Below are 19,232 nucleotides of genomic sequence, written 5' to 3'. Positions count from 1 at the left end.
CGGTCACGGCCCCTGACCACGTGAGGCGCTGTCGAAGAACGCCAATTCGAGTTCCATCGCCCGACGGTACAGGGCGGCTAGGCGATCATGCTCGCCGCCGTACCGATCGAGCAGCCCCTCCAGACGCCGGGCCAACGCCTCGAACGGTGCGTTCGAATACGCCGCTACCCACTCGCGAAAAGGGTTGTCGGGCTTGATGTGATCGACCAGCTGTTGGCCGAGGTAGGCATAAAGACGCATGCATGGAGTCATTGCCGCCGCGATGTGACCAGCCGGTTCCTGCTCGGCGACCGCCAGGAGGAAATCGGTGTACGCGGTGGTCGCCGGGTCTGCCGTTTGGTGGAGGTCGACGTTCCAACGTTCGGCATAACCGCGGTGAAGATCGAGTTCGTCGGCTGCGGCGTCAAGGAGTTCCCGGAACACGGCCAGCCCTTCTCGGTCCGGGCTCTTCGCGAGTGCCAAGGCGTATGCGCGGCAGAACGCGTCCAGAAAGGCGGCATCCTGTCCCACGTAGTGTGCGAACGTGGCCCGGGGCAATTGACCCGAAGCAATGCCTTGGATGAAGCGGTGCTTCAGCGCCGTCTCCGCCAAGACCCTGTTCTGGGACCACAACGACTCGGCTAGAGAGTCCATCAGACCAGGCTAAACCTTCTCTGGGCACGGTGGATTGCCGCGCAGCCAAGCGAGCGCGTCGTCCACCTCGGCGACCACTGGAACCCCCGCGGGAACCGCGGGCCGGCGCACGATCACGACCGGGATGCCCAATTGACCCGCGGCTTGCATCTTCGGCCAGGTGTATTCACCGCCGGAGTCCTTGGTGACCAACACATCCGCCCGGTGCTCGCGCAGCAACTCCAGTTCGCCGGGCAGGGCGTAGGGTCCGCGATCGCGGATCAGCTGCCACGCCGGTGGTATCGCGATATCCGGCTCGTCCACCACCCGTGCCAGCACCGCCAGCTCGCCGAGCGCCGCTACGAACGCCGCCAGTTGCTGTCGGCCGACGGTCAGCAGCGGCCGACTACCCAGTCGACTCGCCGCATCGGCGGCCTGCTGGTGCGAACCGACCCAGTGCCAGGACCCGGTGGCTCGATCGGCCCATCCTGGGCGTTGCAACCGCAGCAGCGGCACCGCCGCGGCGGTACAGGCGCGAAAGGCATTGTCAGACATGGTCGCCGAGAACGGGTGGGTGGCGTCGACCACCACGTCGTATTCGGCCAACGCCTCCCGCAACCCGTCGACCCCGCCGAACCCGCCGATGCGCACCTTGCCCTCGGGGAGTCGTGGGTGGGCGACCCGGCCGGCGAGCGAGCTGGTCACGTCGACACCGTCGGCCACCAACCGGGCGGCCAGCGCGCGGGCCTCCGCCGTCCCGCCCAGCAGCAGCACGCGGCGAGTCATCACCGCCGTCGCAGCAGATAGATGTCCATCACGAAACCGGCCTCTGCGCGGGCCTGCGAACGCGCGTCTGCAATTTGAGACGCAACCTCGCCGAGCCGCCCAGCGACCAGTCGCTCACCGGTGGCACCGAGATTCGCCGCCCACCACACCGACCAGTCGTCCAGACCGGTCAGATCCAGCCGCTCTGGCGGCGGGTTCAGCATCGCGACGATGTTGTCCTGCCCGGCGGCGACCGCCTCCTGCAGCAGGCGGCCGGTGGTGACGTGCACCGGGCGGCCCACCTCGTGCAACACGATGCGGTGCCGCGCGGCCAGCACCTGCGGCGCGCTGATCCCCGGCAGCACGTCGAATTCGACTAACACACCCAGCTTCTGGATTTTCTCGACGACACGGATCGTCGAGTCGTACAACGACGGGTCGCCGAAAACCAGAAATGCCGCGGTGCCACCGCGCCGGCGTAGCACGTCGGCGTAGGCCTCGGCGCGGGCGTCATGCCAATCGCCCACTGCCCGCTGATACCCCTGATCAGTCAGCCCGATCGAACGGTCCCGCTGCGGATCCTGCACCGCCACGACGTCGACCGAGCCGTCGGTGTACGCCTCGATGATTTCCCAACGCAGGGCCAGGAGTTCGTCGTCGGGACCTTTGAAGGCGGCGACCACATAGTCGACCGAGCGCAGCGCTTCGGCCACTTCGGGCGTGACGTGCTGGGGCCCCATGCCGACTCCCAGGATGCGCACCCGGACGGTGTCAGGCACCGGCACGGTCCTCGATGTCGCCTTCGACCTCCAGATAGGCCTGACGCAACGCGGCGAGAGTTTCCGGGGACGGGTCGGCCCACAGGCCGCGGTCGGCGGCCTCCTGCAGACGCTCGACCATGCCCTGCAACGCCCACGGGTTGGACTGGTCGAGGAATTCGCGGGTCTGCGGGTCCAGAACGTAGGACTCGGCCAGCTTTTCGTACATCCAATCGTGCACGACGCCCGCGGTTGCGTCGAAGCCGAACAGGTAGTCGACGGTCGCGGCGAGTTCGAACGCACCCTTGTAGCCGTGCCTGCGCATCGCCGAGATCCACCGCGGGTTGACCACCCGGGCACGAAACACCCGAGCGGTCTCCTCGGACAACGTGCGAGTACGCACCGCGTCCGGCGTCGTCGAATCACCCACGTACGCCTTGGGATCGGATCCGGTCAACGCGCGGATCGTGGCAATCATGCCGCCGTGGTACTGGAAGTAGTCGTCGCTGTCCACGATGTCGTGTTCGCGGGTGTCGATGTTCTTGGCGGCCACCTTGATTCGGGCGTAGTTCGTGCGCATGTCGTCCGGGGCCGCGGCGCCGTCCAGTCCGCGACCGTAGGCGAAGCCGCCCCAAGCCGTGTACACCTCGGCCAGATCTTTGTCGTCGCGCCACGTGCCGGCTTCGACCAGCTGCAGGATTCCCGCGCCGTACGACCCCGGCTTAGACCCGAAAACCCTTGTTGTGGCGCGCCGTTCGTCACCATGTTGAGCGAGGTCGGCTCGCGCGTGGGCCGCCACGTAGTTGTCCTGATCCGGCTCGTCGAGCAGCGCCACCATCCGGACCGCGTCGTCGAGCATCGTCACGACGTGGGGGAAAGCGTCACGGAAGAAACCGGAGATGCGGATCGTCACGTCGATGCGCGGGCGGCCGAGCTCGTCGAGCGGGACGATCTCCAGTCGGCTGACCCGTCGCGACGCCTCGTCCCAGTCCGGCCGAACACCCAGCAGGGCAAGCACTTCGGCGATGTCGTCACCGGAGGTGCGCATCGCGCTGGTGCCCCACACCGACAGGCCTACTGATTCGGGGTAGCTGCCGGTGTCGTCGAGGTAGCGCTGCAGCAGCGATTCGGCCATCGCCTGGCCCGTCTCCCAGGCCAGCCGCGACGGGACCGCCCGCGGGTCCACGGTGTAGAAGTTGCGGCCCGTCGGCAAGACGTTCACCAGGCCACGCAGCGGCGAGCCCGACGGCCCCGGCCGCACGAAACCGCCTGCCAGGGCGCGCATTACCGCGTCGAGCTCACCCGCGGTACCTGACAGCCGCGGCACCACCTCGGTGGCGGCGAACCGCAATGACGCTTGTACGTCCGGCTCGTCGTGCAGGGCATCGACACCGTCGACGTCCCAGCCGGCGGACTCCATCGCTTCGACCAACGCGCGGGCACGGCTCTCGATCTCGTCGACGGCCGAAATCTCGGCGCCGTCTTTGAGGCCGAGCGCGGTGCGCAGTCCCGGCACGGCGTGGTCCTTACCGCCCCACACCTGCGCGGCCCGAAGGATGGCAAGCACCAGATTGACTCGCGCCTCGCCGGTCGGCGCTTCACCGAGGACATGCAGACCGTCGCGAATCTGGGCGTCCTTGATCTCGCACAGCCACCCGTCGACGTGGAGCAGGAAGTCGTCGAACTCCTCGTCGTCGGGACGGTCGTCGAGCCCGAGATCGCGGTGCATCTCGGCGGCACGCATCAGATTCCAGATCTCGCCGCGGATCGCCGGCAGCTTGGCCGGGTCCATCGCCGCGATGTTGCCGTATTCGTCCAGCAGCTGCTCGAGTCGGGCGATGTCGCCGTAGCTTTCGGCGCGCGCCATCGGCGGAATGAGGTGGTCGATGATCGTGGCGTGGGCGCGGCGCTTGGCTTGGGCGCCTTCACCGGGGTCGTTGACCAGGAACGGATAGATCAGCGGCAGGTTCCCCAGCACCGCGTCGGTGGCGCACGCCGCCGACAGCGCGGCGTTCTTGCCGGGCAGCCATTCCATCGAGCCGTGCTTGCCGAGGTGGACCACCGCGTGGGCCCCGAAGCCGTGCTCGAGCCAGCGGTACGCGGCCAGGTAGTGGTGGCTGACCGCCATGTCGGGGTCGTGGTAAATCGCCACGGGGTTCTCGCCGAATCCGCGCGGCGGCTGGATCATCAGCACCACGTTGCCGGACCGCAGCGCAGCGATCACCACGTCGCCGTCGTCGTTGACGAACAGCCGTCCGGGTGCCGGGCCCCACGCCTCGGTGATCGCATCGCGGAGTTCTTTGGGCAGGCCCGCGGTCCACTCGGTGTACTGCGCCGGAGTCACTTTCACCTGCGCGCCGTCGACCTGGGTTGTGGTGAGCCACTGTTCGTCTTGGCCGCCCGCGTCGATCAGCGTATGCATCAGCTGATCACCGGCCTGCGTCTCGTCGTCGATGCCGAGCACGCCGAACCCGTCGCCGACGTCGTAGCCGTCCCGGGCGAGGCGGTGCAGCAGCCGCACCGCGGACGCCGGGGTGTCGAGGCCTACCGCATTGCCGACCCGCGAATGCTTGGTCGGATAGGCCGACAGCACCAACGCAATCTTCTTGTCCTGGTTGGGGATGCGGCGCAGCATCGCGTGGTTCACCGCAATCGCGGCGACCCGCGCGCAACGTTCCGGATCGGCGACATAGTGCGGCAGCCCGTCGTTGTCGACCTCCTTGAACGAATATGGCGCGGTGATGATCCGCCCGTCGAACTCGGGGATCGCGATCTGCGTCGCCGAATCCAAAGGAGTGACACCATCGTCTGATGCCTGCCACTCCTCGCGCGACGAGGTCAGGCAAAGACCCTGCAGCACCGGGATGTCCAATGCGGCAATCCGTTCGATGTCCCACGACGAGTCGTCTTCACCGGCGCCGGCGGCGGCCGACTTGGACCCGCCGGCTGCCAGCATGCTGACCACGAGTGCATCCAAAGTGCCGAGCGCGTCGAACAATTCGTCGGGCGCGCTGCGCAGCGACGATGCGAAGATCGGCACACCGACTGCGTTGCCGGTGGCGTCGACCGCGTCGGCCAGCGCGTGAGCGAAGCCGGAGTTCCCGCTGACCTCGTGGGCCCGGTAGTACAGCACGCCGACCCGCGTCTCGGCCGTCACATCGGCGGACCGGGCGGCGTAGCCCCACTCGGGGATCACCACCGGCTCGTCGAACCCCTCACCGGTGAGCAACACGGTGTCACACAAAAACGCATGCAGCTGAGCGAGATTGGCCGGACCGCCCTCGGCAAGATACGAATGTGCCTGCGCGGCAAGCCCGATCGGAACGGTCGAGCATTCCATCAACTCCGCGCTGGGCGTACGCTCGCCGCCGAGCACCACCAGCGGAAGACCGGTGGCCCGCAGCGCGGTGAGTTCCTCGGCCACCTCCGCCGACGAGCCCAGTACCCGCAGGATCACCACCTCGGCGTCGGCGAGAACATCTTCGATCGGCTGACGCGCCGGGTTGCCCAGGTTGTAGGGCGCCAGCGACGCACGCGCCGACAGCAGGTCGGTGTCGGATGTGGACAGCAGGGCGATGCGGTGGCTCAAAAGGTTCCTCCTCGGGGTTCTCGCCCCGTCGATTGGAGTGCCTCGTGGCCAGTGTCTGGCTCTGACCGTCGGCTCGGCGCCGCGGCCATCACAGTGGCGGAACCGCCCCGGGCTTGCACCGGATTCCTGTCACCACGAGACATGCGCGCACCAGCTTAATCCAGCCGATAGGCTGAGCCGGATGAACGCGATCCTCAACTGGTGGGACGGCGTCGAGCTGTGGCTGTCCGGCCTGGGGTTCGTCTTCCAGACGATCGTGGTGATGCCGGTGGTGCTGGTGTTGGCCTTCGCCATTGCCGCCGCGCTGGACAGCGCGCTGGGTCGCGGAATCACCCTGATGAACCGCCTCCGGCGCAGCGACGAAGAAGCCGGATGAGCGCAAACACCGGAATGCCGCGGTCGCGGGTCACCTTGATCCTGGTTGCGCTGGTGGTCTTGGTGATCGTTGCTTGGCTGCTGACCCGCTGACCTGCAGCGGGTTTGGCTGCGCGCGCACAGCATTCTGTTAGGCTTCGCCCATGCACGCAGCGTCCGGCAGTACCGAGTGCCACGTCTTGGCGCTCATTGCCGTGGGCGATTGCGCCGTCGCTGACGTGCATTGTTGTCGCTGACCTTCTGCCCCCTTCGTTTCTTCGTATCGGGATCTGTCAGACGTCAAGCTCAACTGCCGAAAGGTCGACCATTGTTCGACGACAACAAACCCTCCCCGTCGTGGCGACACGCTGTTGCGTTGACCGTCGCCGCGGGGATGATCGCCGCGTGCCACGGAGGTGCCAGCGATGTCGTGGGCGGAGGCGGATCTTCCGGCGCCAAGACCAGCATCACCCTGGTCGCATATTCGGTACCCGAGCCTGGTTGGAGCAAGGTCATCCCGGCGTTCAACGCCTCACCCGAGGGCAAAGGGATCCAGGTGATCGCCTCCTACGGCGCATCGGGTGATCAGTCCCGCGGTGTCGTCGACGGCAAACCCGCCGACATCGTCAACTTCTCCGTCGAGCCCGACATCACCCGGCTGGTCAAGGCGGGCAAGGTCTCGAAGGACTGGGACAAAGACGCCACCAAAGGCATCCCCTTCGGGTCGGTCGTGACCCTGGTGGTGCGCCCCGGCAATCCCAAGAACATCAAAGACTGGGACGACCTGCTGCGTCCCGGTATCGAGGTGGTGACGCCCAGCCCGCTGAGTTCCGGCTCGGCGAAGTGGAACCTGCTGGCGCCCTACGTGGTCAAGAGCAACGGCGGCCACGACCCGAAAGCCGGCCTCGACTTCGTCCACAAGCTGGTCAGCCAGCACGTCAAGCTGCGCCCGGGCTCCGGACGCGAGGCCACCGACGTGTTCGTCCAGGGCAGCGGTGATGTGCTGATCAGTTACGAGAACGAGGCCATCGCCACCGAGCGACAAGGGAAGCCGATCATCCACCTCAATCCGCCGCAGACCATCAAGATCGAGAATCCGGTGGCGGTGGTGACTACCAGTCCGCACGTGAACGCCGCCGTCGCCTTCAAGAACTTCCAGTACACCGCCGAGGCCCAAAAGGTGTGGGCAGCTGCCGGATTCCGCCCCGTGGATCCCGCGATCGCCGCGCAGGTACGCGACCAGTTCCCAGTGCCGCAGAAATTGTGGACGCTCGCCGATCTGGGCGGCTGGCCGACGGTAGACCCGCAGCTGTTCGACAAGAAGTCGGGCAGCATCACCAAGATCTACACGCAGGCCACCGGATGACGACCGCGATTGCGCGCGAGGTTGCCAGCGCGAAACCCCATGGCCGCAACAAGCTAATCAACAACGGAACGTCGCTACGGGTCGGCGTCTCCGTCGTATGGCTCTCCGTCATCGTGCTGCTGCCGCTTGCCGCGATCCTGTGGCAGTCGATCGGTGGCGGCTGGCAGGCGTTCTGGCTCGCGGTTACCTCGAATGCGGCACTCGAATCTTTCCGCGTGACCCTGACCATCTCCGCCGGTGTCACCGTGCTGAACATGGTGTTCGGACTGCTGATCGCCTGGGTGCTGGTGCGCGACGACTTTCCGGGCAAGCGACTGGTCGACGTTCTCATCGACCTGCCGTTCGCCCTGCCGACGATCGTGGCCAGCCTGGTGCTGCTAGCGCTGTACGGAAATCACAGCCCGGTCGGCCTGCATCTTCAGCACACGGCGTGGGGCGTGGGCGTGGCGCTCGCCTTCGTCACGCTGCCCTTCGTCGTGCGCGCGGTGCAGCCGGTGCTTCTCGAGATCGACCATGAGACCGAGGAGGCGGCCGCGTCGCTGGGCGCCAACAACGCGACGATTTTCACCACCGTCGTGCTGCCTTCGCTGACCCCGGTCCTGCTGACCGGCGCCGGGCTGACGTTCGCCAGAGCCATCGGCGAATTCGGTTCGGTGGTGCTGATCGGCGGCGCGGTTCCGGGCAAGACCGAAGTGTCGTCGCAGTGGATCCGCACGCTCATCGAGAACGATGACCGCACCGGGGCCGCGGCGATATCGATTGTGCTGCTGCTGATCTCCTTCGTCGTGCTGCTCGTGCTGCGCAGTTTGGGATCGCGCGCCGCCAAGCGCGAGGAGCTGTCGTGACCGCGCCGACGACGATGCAAAGCGGAGCGATGAGGAGGAGTGGCGCAAAATGACCTTGTCGCCTCCCGTTAAATACCTGCTGCGCTTCCTGGCGCTGGCCTACGTGACCGTGCTGCTCGTCATCCCGGTCGGACTGATCCTGTGGCGGACATTCCGGCCCGGGCTCGGCCAGTTCTTCGCCTGGGTCAGCACCCCGGCGGCCATCTCCGCGCTGAACCTGTCGGTGCTGGTCGTCGCGATCGTGGTGCCGCTCAACGTCGTCTTCGGCATTCCGACCGCACTGATGTTGGCCCGCAACCGGTTCCGCGGTAAGGGCGTCCTGCAGGCGATCATCGACCTGCCGTTCGCGGTGTCGCCGGTCGTGGTCGGCGTTGCCCTGATCGTGCTGTGGGGATCTGCGGGCCTGCTCGGCTTCGTCGAGAAAGACTTCGGCTTCAAGATCATCTTCGGCCTACCCGGCATCGTGCTGGCCAGTGTCTTCGCGACGCTGCCGTTCGTGGTGCGCGAGGTCGAGCCGGTGCTGCTCGAGATCGGCAACGACCAGGAGCAGGCCGCCGCGACGCTGGGTTCGAACTGGTGGCAGACGTTCTGGCGGATCACCCTGCCCTCGATCCGCTGGGGCCTGACCTACGGCGTCGTGCTGACCATCGCGCGCACGCTCGGCGAGTACGGCGCGGTCCTCATCGTCTCGTCCAACCTGCCCGGCCAGTCGCAGACGCTGACGCTGCTGGTGTCAGACCGCTACAACCGCGGGGCCGAGTACGGCGCCTACGCCTTATCGACGCTGTTGATGGCGGTGTCCGTGCTGGTGCTGATCGTCCAGGTGATTCTCGATGCCCGCCGCAACCGAGCGGCAAAGCAAGCATGACAGGGGAGGAGCGGCGCTGATGACCGACCATGCCATCACCGTGCGGGGAGCCAACAAGCGCTACGGCGATTTCGTCGCGCTGGACAACGTCGACTTCGACGTGCCGCAAGGATCGTTGACCGCACTGCTGGGCCCGAGCGGGTCGGGCAAGTCGACGCTATTGCGCGCCATCGCCGGACTCGACCAACCCGACACCGGGACGATCACGATTGGCGGACGCGACGTCACGACCGTCGCGCCGCAACGGCGCGGGATCGGGTTCGTGTTCCAGCACTACGCGGCGTTCAAGCACTTGACCGTCCGCGACAACGTCGCCTTCGGATTGAAGATCCGGAAGCGGCCGAAAGCCGAGATCGCCGAGAAGGTCGACCACCTGCTCGAGGTGGTGGGCCTCAGCGGGTTCCAGACCCGTTATCCCAGCCAGCTGTCCGGTGGCCAGCGCCAGCGCATGGCGCTGGCGCGCGCGCTGGCCGTCGACCCGCAGGTGTTGTTGCTCGACGAGCCGTTCGGTGCCCTCGACGCGAAAGTTCGCGATGACCTGCGGGCCTGGTTGCGCCGGCTACACGACGAGGTCCACGTCACGACCGTTCTGGTGACCCACGACCAGGCCGAGGCGCTGGATGTCGCGGACCGGATCGCGGTGCTGAAGGACGGCCGCATCGAGCAGGTGGGTTCACCCCGCGAGGTGTACGACACCCCGGCCAACTCCTTCGTGATGTCGTTCCTGGGTGCGGTGTCCTCACTCAACGGGACGCTGGTTCGGCCACACGACATTCGGGTAGGCCGCAATCCCGATCTGCCGATCGCCGACGGCACCGCCGAGGCCACCGGCGTGGTTCGCGCAACGATCGACCGGGTGGTGGTGCTGGGCTTCGAGGTCCGTGTCGAACTGACCAACGCGGCCACCGGTCGACCGTTCATCGCCCAGATCACTCGCGGTGACGCCGAAGCGCTGGGGTTGAAGTCGGGGGACACCGTTTACGTACGCGCCACCCGCGTGCCGACGCTGCCCGAGACAACGGTGCCGCGCAGCAGCGCTGGCGTCGCGGCCGAGCAGGTTACGGTGAGTCCCAACTGAAGGCCGGGCCGAGCTTGATCGAGCCCACCCGCTCGGCGCTGAAATGCGCCACGCAGCCGGCGGCGTGACTGTCGAGTTGCTTCCACTCGGTGCCGGGCGACCAGGCGTCCACATGCAGCTGCGGGTCACGGGGCGCGGTCGGTGAATACTTGGAAAGCTCTTCCTTGCAACGGTTCTCGATAGCACGCTGTTCGTGGTCGCTGTCGGGGAAGCGGGAGAGCGCCAGCATCGCGAAGAGTTCGTCGGTATGAGGCTTGTCGCAGCTGACCGGTGAGTTGATGGTCTGCTGGAAGCAGGTGCCGACGCGTGCCGATTGCGTTGTGCCGGTGATCAACCCGTCTTTCGGCCATTCGATGTAGGACCAGACGGCTGCCCAGAGCACGCAGATCACGATGCCGGCGACGGCCAACCCGCGGCCGGACACCTGACCGCCCCGGGTCTTGACGAACGTCACGATGCCCGCGATCACGCTCAGTGGAATGAGGCTGACCAGACCGAGCAGGAACGTGGCGATGGCCCACTTGCTGACCGGGCGGGTATTAGCGGATGGCGTTGCTTGTGTCATGGTGATGGCTACCGTAGCCCTCGAAGGGTGCGGTAGGGGCGAAGTTCGCAGCAGAGTCCGAGACAGTCCACTCTCAGGCCGCGGCGCGCAGGGCTACCGCCGCGTCGAAGCGATCGAGCACCGTCTCGGCTACCAGTCGATGCCTACCGAGCGGTGCCGACATCGAAATGCCATTCGCCGCAGCGTATTTCGCCACGCGATCGGTTAGTTTGCCGGGTGCGAGAAACCATGGCGCGATGACGACGCGGCGGGCGCCGTTGCGGCGCAATCGGTCAGCTGCCTGGGCTGGCGACGGACCATTGCCGGTGGCGAATGCCGTTGTCGTACCAGCCCACTGGGTGCCCGCGCCGAGTTTGCCCGCGACAGTTGCTGTCCTGGCATTGGCCGCCGGATGGGTCGAGCCGATCGCCACGACCGCGACTCCCAACTCCGGATCGGCTCTGTCGACACCCAATTCGGCGAGCCGTTCGGATAGCACCGATACCAGCCGGTCATCCTCACCCAGCACGTCGGCTTGCCGGACCGGCATACCGCAATCGGCGATCTGCTGCGGAATATCGATGCGCGCGTGGTAGGCGTCGGCCAGCAGGAACGGCGTCACCACCGCGGCCGGTGTGAGAACGTCAGCCAGGCGCGGCGTGTTCAGGTCGCAGAACGCGACACGGACCCGCAGTCCGGGCCGCATGAACCGGATTTGGTTGGCCACCGCTCGCGCGTTGGACGCCGACCGCGGATCTCTGCTCCCGTGAGCCGCGAGAACCAGGGTGGTCACGAAGCGTGCAGCCCGCACTCAGTCTTGGACAGTCCCTGCCACCGTCCGCTGCGCGGGTCGGCACCCTCGACCGGTTTGGCCGTGCACGGTGCGCAGCCGATCGACGGATACCCGTCGTAGACAAGCGGATTGACCAGCACGTCGTTCTCGTCGATGTACGTCTGCATTTCTTCGTCGGACCAGGCGGCCAGCGGGTTGATCTTGACCAGTCCGAACGCCTCGTCGAAGCTGATCAGCGGCGCATTCGCGCGCGTCGGCGCCTCGACCCGCCTCAGGCCGGTCACCCACGCGGAGTAGCCGCGAAGCGCTTTACCCAGCGGGGCGACCTTACGCAGCCGGCAGCATTCGCCGGGCTCACGAGCAAACAAATCCTTGCCGAGCAATTCGTCCTGCTCGGCAACCGAGTGCTCCGGCGTGACGTTCAAGACGCGTACGTCGTAGACGGCCTCGACCGCGTCGCGGGTCCCGATGGTTTCCACGAAGTGGTATCCGGTGTCCAAGAACAACACCGGTACGCCGGGACGGACCTTGGCGGCCAGATCGACCAGCACAGCGTCCTGCATGTTGGAGGCAACTACGTAGTTACAGGTCGCGCTGGAGCGGGGCCCGCCGACGCCGCCGAAGTTCTCGTCAGTCCACCGCAACAGGTCTAGGGCGCTGGCGCCCTCGAGTTCGGCGGCGCCCTTCTCGGCCAGCTCTCGTAAGTCGGTTTCCGTCAGCCCGTTCATCGCAGATCTGCCTCCTCGGCGCGCAGTGCCCAATTCGCAAAACGCTCGTCGCCCTGCCGTTGTTTGACGAAGTTGCGCACCACACGGTCGATGTAGTCGCCCAATTCCTCGCTGCTGACCTTGTGCTGCCGCAGCTTTCGCCCGAAACCGCTGTCCAGTCCCAGGCTGCCGCCAAGATGAACCTGGAACCCTTCGACCGAATTCCCGTTGCCGTCGTCGACCATCTGGCCCTTGAATCCGATGTCGGCAATCTGGATGCGCGCGCACGAGTTCGGGCAGCCGTTCAGATTCACTGTGACCGGCACATCGAGTTGTGCATTGAGGTCTTCGAGTCGCTGTTCCAGTTCGGGCACCAGCGACTGCGAGCGCACTCGTGTCTCGGCGAACGACAATTTGCAATATTCGATTCCCGTGCACGCCATGAGGTTTCGACGCCAATGTGACGGCCGGTGCGGCAGGCCCAGCGCGTCGAGGCCGGCGACCAGGTCGTCGAGCTTGTCGTCGGCGACGTCGAGGATGATCAGCTTTTGGTACGGCGTGAAGCTCACCAATTGTGAGCCGGCCTGTTCGGCCAGGTCCGCGACCGCCGACAAGATCGTCCCGGACACCCGGCCGGCGATCGGTGCGACACCGACGGCGTTGAGACCGTTCTTCAGCTTCTGCACGCCGACGTGGTCGATCGGACGGGTCAGCGGCTCGGGGGCTGGGCCGTCGATGAGTTTGCGCTTGAGGTACTCCGTTTCAAGTACCTGGCGGAACTTCTCGATGCCCCAATCCTTGATCAGGAACTTCAGCCGCGCCTTCGACCGCAGTCGCCGGTAGCCGTAGTCCCGGAACAGCGAGGTGACGGCCTCCCAGACATCGGGAACCTCGTCCAGCGGCACCCAGGCGCCGACCCGTTGCGCCAGCATCGGATTCGTCGACAGCCCGCCGCCGACCCACAGGTCCAGACCGGGCCCGTGCTCGGGGTGGTTGACGCCGATGAACGCGATGTCGTTGATCTCGTGCGCGACGTCCTGCAGGCCGGAGATCGCGGTTTTGTATTTGCGCGGCAGGTTCGAAAAGTCCGGGCTACCGATGTAGCGACGGACAATTTCTTCGATCGCCGGCGTGGGATCGAGTACCTCGTCCAGTGACCGGCCGGCTAGCGGCGAGCCCAGCACCACACGGGGGCAGTCGCCGCAGGCCTCGGTGGTCTGCAGGCCGACTGCCGCCAGCCGCTCCCAGATTTCTGGGACGTCCTCGATCTGGATCCAGTGGTATTGCACGTTTTCCCGGTCGGAGATGTCGGCGGTGTCCCGGGCGAATTCAGTCGAGATTTCGCCCAGCGTGCGCAGGGCCTGGGTAGAGATGGCGCCGCCGTCACAACGGACCCGCATCATGAAGTACTTGGCCTCGAGCAGGTCGATGTTCTCGTCGCCGGTGAAGCTGCCGTCGTAGCCCTGTTCGCGCTGCGTGTAGAGCCCGGCCCAGCGCATCCGGCCTCGCAGGTCGTTCTTTTCGATGCTGTCGAAGCCGGCCTTGGAGTAGTGGTTCAGGATGCGGTCGCGCACGTTGAGCGCGTCGTCGTCCTTTTTGAACTGCTCGTTGGGATTGAGCGGTTCGCGCTCACCGAGTGCCCACTGGCCTTGGCTCTTGGCGGGGCGGGGTGACGTCATTCGGCAATCTCCTCTGTGGAGCAGCCGGCGCGGAGCGCGCATACCACCGGAGGCTGTCCCGGCGGCGCAGATCCGGAAGCCAGCTGAAAGTGCAGGTAGGCGGGTCTACGAAGTCAAGCCAGACAGCGACAGCTGCATACGCGCTTGAAGTCGACATGACGGCGCGCCACCAACGGAATGCGAATTTGGCTGCGGTGGGCGACGGTCACCCGACCATTGTGCCATGAATGCTGCGAACTCCCACTACCAGGGGTGACTTTGCCTCATGGTGAGCGAAAGTATGCGCAGCGGGTCCGCCGGTTGGAGGTCGTGCTGAGGCTGCGGAATATTAGGAAGGCGTGACGGCATCCACTTCGCCGGTCGAACTTCCCGACCTGCAGCTGAACCCCGACGGGCCGTTCGGCATCTATGTGCACGTGCCGTTCTGTTTCACCCGCTGCGGCTACTGCGACTTCAACACCTACACACCCGCCGAGTTGGGTGGTGTCAACCCCGACGCCTGGTTACAGGTGCTGGCCGCCGAACTGGAGTTGGCAGCTGCCCGGTTGGGCGGACCGACGGTGCAGACCGTATTCATCGGCGGCGGAACGCCGTCGCTGCTGGGGCCGCAGCGACTGACCAGGGTGCTGCAATCGGTGACGGACAATTTTGACCTGGCAGCCGACGCGGAGGTGACCACCGAGGCGAACCCAGAGTCGGCCTGGCCGGACTTCTTCGCGGCGGCGCGAGCGGCTGGCTGCACTCGCGTGTCGCTGGGCATGCAATCGGTGGCGCCGCACGTGTTGGGCGTCCTCGACAGGATCCACACGCCGAACCGGTCGGCCGCCGCAGCCCGCGAAGCGCTTGCGGAAGGCTTCGAACACGTCAGCCTCGACCTCATCTACGGCACGCCGGGGGAGTCCGACGACGACGTGCTGCGCTCGGTCGATACCGCGATCGAAACCGGCGTCGATCACGTGTCCGCCTACGCGCTCGTCGTCGAAGAGGGGACGGCGTTGGCGCGTCGAGTCCGCAGCGGTGAGCTGGCCGAACCCGACGACGACGTGCTGGCGCACCGCTACGAACTACTGGACGAGAGGCTCTCGACGGCGGGGTTCGACTGGTACGAGGTGTCCAACTGGAGCCGCCCGGGCGGAGAATGCCGACACAACCTCGGCTACTGGGACGGCGGGCAGTGGTGGGGCGCCGGGCCGGGCGCGCACAGCTTCGTGGGTACGACGCGTTGGTGGAATGTCAAGCATCCCAACAGCTATGCGCAGCTTTTGGATAATGCAGCGTTACCTGTGGCCGACTTTGAAAACCTGGACGCCGGCAGTCGGCACACCGAGGACGTGTTGCTGAGGATCCGGCTACGCCAGGGCCTGCCGACCGAGTTTCTCGCCGACGCCGAGCGTGCGCGCGCCGAAGTTGCCGTTGACGACGGGTTGCTCTCGCGCAACGGCGATCGCCTGGTGCTCACCGACCGTGGCCGGCTGTTGGCTGACGGCGTCGTACGCAACCTGCTCGGGTGAGCTAGGCGGCATGGCGAGCCAGCGCGATGCCGACGCTGACTTCGAGCTCGCTGATCACCACCACCGGAGCGCTTGGCGGTGCACTCGATGTATGTCGGTGGCCGGTCGGTGTGACGTATTCGGCTGTGTGTTTGCCTGTTTCGTCGAGGCGTGTGGTGACCTGCCAGCCGGCCGCCTCTTTGGCGTAGTTGCAACGCTCGCATTTGCCTAGCCCGTTGGCGGCCGCGGTCGCGCCGCCACGGGCGTGGGGTGTGGCGTGGTCGCGATGCCGGATCGGGGCATCGCAGTATGGAGTGCGACATCGCTGATCACGTAGGCCGATGAATTTCGCCAGGCCGGCTGGGAATTTGCGAGCTCGCGACTCCATTGCCACCAGTGCGCCGGACCGAGGGTGGGCGTAGAGCCGGCGCAGCGTGGCACGCGACTGCGGATCCGACAATGCCGCGGACACCAGCCCGCGGGCGACGTCGGCCGGGATCGGGCCGTAGTCAACGATGTTCGCGGGGTTGCTGTCGCCGCCCAGAAGCGTGCTGTCCGAGAGGACCAGGTTCACGGCGATCGGTGCAGGCGTCGCCGCGCTGCGTCCGGTGACCCGTTCGACCAGTGTGTCTGCCATGATTTGTCCGCGGGACCGGTCGTCGAACGTCGTGTCCGCCGCGCGGCGCAGTGCCGCATACACCGAGACTCCCTGCGCGACAGGCAGTAAGGCCGTCAGGTAAGTCATCGTGTCGGGGGCGGGCCGGATGGTGACGGTGCGCTCGGTCTCAGCTTTGGCGGCCCTGTCGACGACCGCATGCGGGTCGAGCCGGTAGGCAATTGCCTTGGCCGCCGCCGCAATTCGCGCATCGCCCATGCCGTCCAGGCTGGTGGCATCGCCGCATAGCTCGGCATCGAGGATTCGACGGTCGTCGACGTCGAGGCACGCGCTCTCCCGGACGATCAGCGTCGCACGCCATTCGGTCAATGCCCCGGACTCCAGGGCGGCCAGTGTGTAGGGCATTTCATTTACCAGCGCTTTGGCGAAACCGAGATGCCGTCCTCCGCGAGCCGGGGAGTCTCGCCGAGCCAGGGCTATTTCGCTGGCAACCCCACGCCCACGCCGTGCGGCGGGAACGCCGGCGGCCGCTTCGGCGGTGCGACGGGCGGCGTCGAGAGCCGCGGCTGCTCGCGCCTGTCCGGCCGCAGCAGCCGATTTGATCCGCTCCAGCTGTGCGATCCGATCGACCAGCGCTGACTCGTCGGCGGGAGGGTCGGCCGACCCAATTGATTCGAACATGTGTTCGACTATAACACTCCCCGCCGACACAGCTTCTTATCGCGAGTTGTTCATCGGCCGACACACCCCGGGCTCTTTCAGGCGGTGCGTCACCGATGACCAGGCGGCGGGCGAGAAGTGCGTGGTCACTTCTTCGAAAGCCTGCTGGCCAGCGGTTAATCGCGTTCGGCAACCGGACTTCCCCACCTGTGCATAGGTTAGGCTAAATTTACTAACCGTGACCCACGTGGGTGTCGAAACCAGCCCGGCAGACGCCACGTCTGCGTCGTTTCCATTGCCGGACGACATCGCTCCGGCCGACATGGCCGCCGAGTTGGCAGCCGAGATTGCCGAGGTCGACGGCGAACAGTATCTGCTCTACGAACGCGACGGCCGATGGGTGCTTGCCATCGGCGCGCTTGCGACGATCGAGCTCGACAGCGACGAACTGCGCATCGTCCAAGACGGTGTCACCCGGCGACAGGCCTGGTCCGGCAGGCCTGGTCCGGTGCTGGGCGAAGCCGTAGACCGACTGTTGCTCGAGACCGACGAGGCCTTCGGCTGGATTGCCTTCGAGTTCGGTGCCTACCGCTTCGGCCTGCAGGAGCGACTGGCCCCGCAGACGCCGTTGGCGCGGGTTTTCTGGCCGCGCACCCGCATCGTCATCAGTGACAACTCCGTTGCGCTGTTCGACGCCGACGGTCGGCAGCTCGAGGTGGTGAGCCGACTGCTCGCTACGGGCCTGGCGCCGCTGCGCGCACCGTCAGCGGTCGACGTGTCCGCCGACTCGTCCGACTTCCGCGGCCGGGTGGCCACCGCGATCGACGAGATCGCGGCCGGCTGCTATCACAAGGTGATCTTGTCGCGCTGCGTCAATGTGCCGTTCGCACTGGATTTTCCGTCCACGTATCGGGTAGGACGACTGAACAACACGCCCGCGCGCTCGTTCCTGTTGCACCTCGGCGGATTTCGAGCGCTGGGCTACAGCCCCGAACTTGTCGCCGCGGTGCACGATGACGGCGTCGTGGTGACCGAGCCGCTGGCCGGCACCAGGGCGCTGGGCCGCGGCGCCGAACGAGACCGTGAGGCCCGGGCAGACCTGGAGTCCAACACCAAAGAGATTGTCGAGCATGCGCTGTCGGTGCGCAGCTCACTGCAGGAGATCGACGAGGTCACCGAGGCCGGCAGCTCCGCGGTGGTGGATTTCATGACCGTGCGCGAGCGCGGCAGCGTGCAACATCTCGGCTCGACAGTCACCGGCCGTCTCGACGCGTCGAAAGACCGGATGGACGCCCTGGAGACTCTGTTTCCCGCCGTTACCGCGTCGGGCATCCCCAAGGCCGCCGGCGTGGAGGCCATCCTTCGGCTCGACGAAAGTCCCCGAGAACTGTATTCGGGTGCGGTGGTTCGGTTCTCGGCCGACGGCGGATTGGATGCGGCGCTGACGCTGCGGACCGTTTACGAACGTGACGGCCGGACCTGGCTACGCGCCGGCGCCGGCGTCATCGCCGCCTCGGAACCCGGCCGCGAATTCGAAGAGACCTGCGAAAAGCTGGCCACGCTCGCCCCGCACCTGGTGGCCCGTCCGGCGAACTAGCCGGCGTCGGCCTCGGGTGAGCGTTCCAAGTATTCCGCCAGAATCTGACTGACCAGCGACTCGATGGTCGTCTCGATCGACGACGCCAAGGTCGCCGTCACCGACGACACCGCCTGGGTGCGAAACCGCACCAACATGGTGATCAGTTCGGCGATCTCGGTGTCGGCGGGCAGCGCTTCGCCGGGTTTGATCCGGTCGGCGACGTGTTCGGCCCCGGCGCGGACCAGCATCTCGCTGATCTGGTCGATCAACGGTGAAATGTGCTCGTGCAGGTCGACGAGCTTGTCCATGCTCATGCCGTAGCCGCGCACCTCGTTGAACGCCTCGATCAGTTTCGGCCGGGTGATGGTGGCCTGTCCGTCGTCGACATGGATGACGCCCAGGTTCACCAGGCGGTCAAAAGCGTTGCTGTCGTTGACGAGTCGCTGCGCCTCCTCCAGAGGCATGGTTCGCGACTTCTCACTGGTCCAGGTGCCGACGATGGCACTTTCCAGCCCGAGCACATCGCCGAGATCCTTGCCCTCTTCCCAGGCGCTGAGCATTTCTCGCACGTGAGCGATGTTGTACCCGCGGTCCAGCATGGAGGTGATCAGACGCAGCCGCGTCAGATGGGTGTCGTTGAACAGGGCGATGCGACCGACCCGCAGCGGCGGCGGCAGGAGCCCACGGTCGCGGTACACCCGGATGTTGCGGGTGGTGGTGCCGGCCAGCCGGGCCAGGTCTTCGATGCGGTACTCCCCAGAGCCTGGCGTGCCGTGGGGGTAACGCACGGCCGCATCGAACAATTGCGCCACTGCGGTCTCGACGACCTCCCGCGATTGACGCCGAACGCGCTTGGGCGCGCGCCGAAGAGTCGCCAGAATGCCGGCTATAGCGCCGGTTTCCGGGCGGGGCGGTCGGTCGGGCGCCAT

The 19,232-nt window shown here is 66.4% G+C and carries 20 protein-coding genes and 1 riboswitch; of the genes, 8 read left to right on the top strand and 12 right to left on the bottom strand.

Annotated elements, in window-relative coordinates; translation table 11 throughout:
- Positions 1-3: 3 nt before the first annotated feature.
- The 4 genes from MKK62_RS25905 to cobN are packed head-to-tail and all read right to left on the bottom strand — an operon-like array spanning position 4 to position 5,724.
- On the bottom strand, positions 4-633 hold the full coding sequence (locus MKK62_RS25905; protein WP_240263068.1) for a TenA family protein: 630 nt from the start codon (positions 631-633) through the stop codon (positions 4-6).
- Positions 634-642: 9 nt separating this feature from the next.
- On the bottom strand, positions 643-1,398 hold the full coding sequence (locus tag MKK62_RS25900) for a cobalt-precorrin-6A reductase (protein ID WP_240263069.1): 756 nt from the start codon (positions 1,396-1,398) through the stop codon (positions 643-645).
- Positions 1,398-2,156, bottom strand: a complete 759-nt coding sequence (gene cobF / locus MKK62_RS25895) for a precorrin-6A synthase (deacetylating) (protein WP_240263070.1) — start codon at positions 2,154-2,156, stop codon at positions 1,398-1,400. The genes MKK62_RS25900 and cobF overlap by 1 nt, the downstream gene beginning before the upstream one ends.
- Complete coding sequence (gene cobN / locus MKK62_RS25890; protein ID WP_240263071.1) at positions 2,149-5,724, bottom strand: cobaltochelatase subunit CobN; 3,576 nt, start codon at positions 5,722-5,724, stop codon at positions 2,149-2,151. The genes cobF and cobN overlap by 8 nt, the downstream gene beginning before the upstream one ends.
- Before the next feature lie 29 nt (positions 5,725-5,753).
- Positions 5,754-5,876: riboswitch (cobalamin riboswitch) on the bottom strand.
- A gap of 29 nt (positions 5,877-5,905) precedes the next feature.
- On the opposite strand from cobN, the gene MKK62_RS25885 reads away from it, so the two are divergent.
- The 6 genes from MKK62_RS25885 (at position 5,906) to MKK62_RS25865 (ending at position 10,235) form a co-directional block, all read left to right on the top strand.
- On the top strand, positions 5,906-6,100 hold the full coding sequence (locus MKK62_RS25885) for a hypothetical protein (RefSeq protein ID WP_240263072.1): 195 nt from the start codon (positions 5,906-5,908) through the stop codon (positions 6,098-6,100).
- Positions 6,101-6,242: 142 nt separating this feature from the next.
- Positions 6,243-6,335, top strand: coding sequence for an Ms4533A family Cys-rich leader peptide (locus tag MKK62_RS26555; protein WP_350355740.1), 93 nt, complete (start codon positions 6,243-6,245; stop codon positions 6,333-6,335).
- 137 nt (positions 6,336-6,472) lie between these two features.
- Positions 6,473-7,444 (top strand): sulfate ABC transporter substrate-binding protein, encoded by a 972-nt coding sequence (locus MKK62_RS25880; protein WP_240263923.1) that lies wholly within the window; start codon positions 6,473-6,475, stop codon positions 7,442-7,444.
- Positions 7,441-8,289 (top strand): sulfate ABC transporter permease subunit CysT, encoded by an 849-nt coding sequence (cysT, locus tag MKK62_RS25875; RefSeq protein WP_350355739.1) that lies wholly within the window; start codon positions 7,441-7,443, stop codon positions 8,287-8,289. The genes MKK62_RS25880 and cysT overlap by 4 nt, the downstream gene beginning before the upstream one ends.
- A gap of 49 nt (positions 8,290-8,338) precedes the next feature.
- Positions 8,339-9,157: a sulfate ABC transporter permease subunit CysW gene (cysW, locus tag MKK62_RS25870; protein ID WP_240263073.1), complete on the top strand. Its 819-nt coding sequence runs from the start codon at positions 8,339-8,341 to the stop codon at positions 9,155-9,157.
- 19 nt (positions 9,158-9,176) lie between these two features.
- Positions 9,177-10,235 carry a sulfate/molybdate ABC transporter ATP-binding protein gene (locus MKK62_RS25865; RefSeq protein ID WP_240263074.1) on the top strand — a complete coding sequence of 353 codons (1,059 nt, stop codon included), beginning with the start codon at positions 9,177-9,179 and terminating at the stop codon, positions 10,233-10,235.
- Here MKK62_RS25865 and MKK62_RS25860 read toward each other — a convergent pair.
- From MKK62_RS25860 to MKK62_RS26550, 5 genes are all read right to left on the bottom strand, one after another.
- Positions 10,216-10,800 carry a DUF4190 domain-containing protein gene (locus MKK62_RS25860; protein WP_240263075.1) on the bottom strand — a complete coding sequence of 195 codons (585 nt, stop codon included), beginning with the start codon at positions 10,798-10,800 and terminating at the stop codon, positions 10,216-10,218. The genes MKK62_RS25865 and MKK62_RS25860 overlap by 20 nt on opposite strands.
- 73 nt (positions 10,801-10,873) lie before the next feature.
- Positions 10,874-11,572: a sirohydrochlorin chelatase gene (locus MKK62_RS25855; protein ID WP_240263076.1), complete on the bottom strand. Its 699-nt coding sequence runs from the start codon at positions 11,570-11,572 to the stop codon at positions 10,874-10,876.
- Positions 11,569-12,300, bottom strand: a complete 732-nt coding sequence (locus tag MKK62_RS25850; RefSeq protein WP_240263077.1) for a phosphoadenylyl-sulfate reductase — start codon at positions 12,298-12,300, stop codon at positions 11,569-11,571. The genes MKK62_RS25855 and MKK62_RS25850 overlap by 4 nt, the downstream gene beginning before the upstream one ends.
- Positions 12,297-13,958, bottom strand: a complete 1,662-nt coding sequence (locus MKK62_RS25845; protein ID WP_240263078.1) for a nitrite/sulfite reductase — start codon at positions 13,956-13,958, stop codon at positions 12,297-12,299. Before MKK62_RS25845 ends, MKK62_RS25850 begins: the two co-directional genes overlap by 4 nt.
- A gap of 113 nt (positions 13,959-14,071) precedes the next feature.
- A complete protein-coding gene (locus MKK62_RS26550) occupies positions 14,072-14,128 on the bottom strand; it encodes a hypothetical protein (protein WP_350355768.1) in 57 nt (18 codons plus the stop codon).
- A gap of 168 nt (positions 14,129-14,296) precedes the next feature.
- On the opposite strand from MKK62_RS26550, the gene hemW reads away from it, so the two are divergent.
- Positions 14,297-15,469: a radical SAM family heme chaperone HemW gene (hemW, locus tag MKK62_RS25840; protein ID WP_240263079.1), complete on the top strand. Its 1,173-nt coding sequence runs from the start codon at positions 14,297-14,299 to the stop codon at positions 15,467-15,469.
- Between the two features lies 1 nt (position 15,470).
- Here the strand turns inward: hemW and MKK62_RS25835 are convergent, their stop codons facing one another.
- Positions 15,471-16,745, bottom strand: coding sequence for an HNH endonuclease (locus MKK62_RS25835; protein WP_240263080.1), 1,275 nt, complete (start codon positions 16,743-16,745; stop codon positions 15,471-15,473).
- 36 nt (positions 16,746-16,781) lie between these two features.
- Complete coding sequence (locus MKK62_RS26640) at positions 16,782-17,033, bottom strand: hypothetical protein (protein WP_491562396.1); 252 nt, start codon at positions 17,031-17,033, stop codon at positions 16,782-16,784.
- Here MKK62_RS26640 and MKK62_RS25830 point away from each other — a divergent pair.
- Entirely contained in the window at positions 16,963-18,321 is a 1,359-nt protein-coding gene (locus tag MKK62_RS25830; RefSeq protein WP_240263081.1) for a salicylate synthase, read from the top strand. The genes MKK62_RS26640 and MKK62_RS25830 overlap by 71 nt on opposite strands.
- Here MKK62_RS25830 and MKK62_RS25825 read toward each other — a convergent pair.
- The gene (locus MKK62_RS25825) at positions 18,318-19,232 is read right to left on the bottom strand and encodes a MerR family transcriptional regulator (protein WP_240263082.1); all 915 of its coding nucleotides are present in this window, start codon (positions 19,230-19,232) and stop codon (positions 18,318-18,320) included. The two genes, MKK62_RS25830 and MKK62_RS25825, sit on opposite strands and share 4 nt — an antisense overlap.

This window comes from Mycobacterium paraterrae (genome assembly GCF_022430545.2).
In the GTDB taxonomy this organism is placed as follows: Bacteria; Actinomycetota; Actinomycetes; order Mycobacteriales; family Mycobacteriaceae; genus Mycobacterium; species Mycobacterium paraterrae.
This window is presented reverse-complemented; position numbering and strand designations above follow the sequence as displayed.